Raw genomic sequence first — 1610 nt, forward strand, 5'->3', positions numbered from 1 at the left:
AGATGTGCGCCTCTTCGGACTGGGTGACAGGTGGTGCATGGCTGTCGTCAGCTCGTGTCGTGAGATGTTGGGTTAAGTCCCGCAACGAGCGCAACCCTTGCTCCATGTTGCCAGCAACGCCTTCGGGTGGTTGGGGACTCATGGGGGACTGCCGGGGTCAACTCGGAGGAAGGTGGGGATGACGTCAAGTCATCATGCCCCTTATGTCTTGGGCTGCAAACATGCTACAATGGCCGGTACAGAGGGTTGCGATACCGTGAGGTGGAGCGAATCCCTAAAAGCCGGTCTCAGTTCGGATTGGGGTCTGCAACTCGACCCCATGAAGTCGGAGTCGCTAGTAATCGCAGATCAGCAACGCTGCGGTGAATACGTTCCCGGGCCTTGTACACACCGCCCGTCACGTCACGAAAGTCGGCAACACCCGAAGCCCGTGGCCCAACCAGCTTGCTGGGGGGAGCGGTCGAAGGTGGGGCTGGCGATTGGGACGAAGTCGTAACAAGGTAGCCGTACCGGAAGGTGCGGCTGGATCACCTCCTTTCTAAGGAGCACTCTCACCCGTCACCACCGAACGTGTGGTGGGGTGACAGCTCACTAGTGGAGCACTGGCTACTCAGCCGGGCCGCATGGTCGGGCCGCTAGTACCGCCGCTGGAGACAGTGGAGTGGGAACGGGGTCGCGAGGGTGCGTGCCGGCTGGACACACTGTTGGGTCCTGAGGAAACGGGCGAAAGTTCGTTTGACTCGGTACAGGGCCATGGAAGAGCTCCGGGTTTCGGGGTTCGGATGTGGTTGCTGTTTGTTGTTTGAGATTTGCATAGTGGACGCGAGCATCTTTGTGGCCAAGTTTTTTAGGGCACACGGTGGATGCCTTGGCATCAGGAGCCGATGAAGGACGTGGGAGGCTGCGTTAAGCCTCGGGGAGTCGCCAACCAGACGTTGATCCGGGGATGTCCGAATGGGGAAACCTAGCACCAGTCATGTGGTGTTGCCTCCGCCTGAATGTATAGGGCGGTTGGTGGTAACGCGGGGAAGTGAAACATCTCAGTACCCGTAGGAAGAGAAAACAAGAGTGATTCCGTGAGTAGTGGTGAGCGAAAGCGGATGAGGCTAAACCGGGCGTGTGTGATAGCCGGCGGGCGTTGCATGTCCGGGGTCGTGGGACCCTCTGGGTCGATCTGCCGGTCGGCCAAGAAGTGATAAACCTTCGAGGTAGTTGAAAGCTCTGGGAAGGGCTGCCGTAGACCGTGAGAGCCGGGTAGGCGAAACTTTGAAGGCTTCTTGAGGGGATCCCAAGTAGCACGGGGCCCGAGAAATCCTGTGTGAATCTGCCAGGACCACCTGGTAAGCCTAAATACTCCCTGATGACCGATAGTGCACGAGTACCGTGAGGGAAAGGTGAAAAGTGCCCCGGTGAGGGGTCGTGAAATAGTACCTGAAACCGTGTGCCTACAAGCCGTAGGAGCTTACAAGGATTTCGGTCCTTGTGTGATGTGACTGCGTGCCTTTTGAAGAATGAGCCTGCGAGTTATGGTGTGTGGCGAGGTTAACCCGTGTGGGGGAGCCGTAGCGAAAGCGAGTCTGAATAGGGCGTTTGAGTCGCATGCTGTAGAC

2 rRNA genes are annotated in these 1610 nt (G+C 58.0%); both read left to right on the forward strand.

What is annotated here, in order from left to right:
* Positions 1-538 (forward strand): 16S ribosomal RNA (locus ACBJ59_RS62725); the annotation flags it as partial.
* Positions 539-836: 298 nt separating this feature from the next.
* Positions 837-1610 (forward strand): 23S ribosomal RNA (locus ACBJ59_RS62730); the annotation flags it as partial.

The organism is Nonomuraea sp. MTCD27, from assembly GCF_041950495.1.
Lineage (GTDB): Bacteria > Actinomycetota > Actinomycetes > Streptosporangiales > Streptosporangiaceae > Nonomuraea.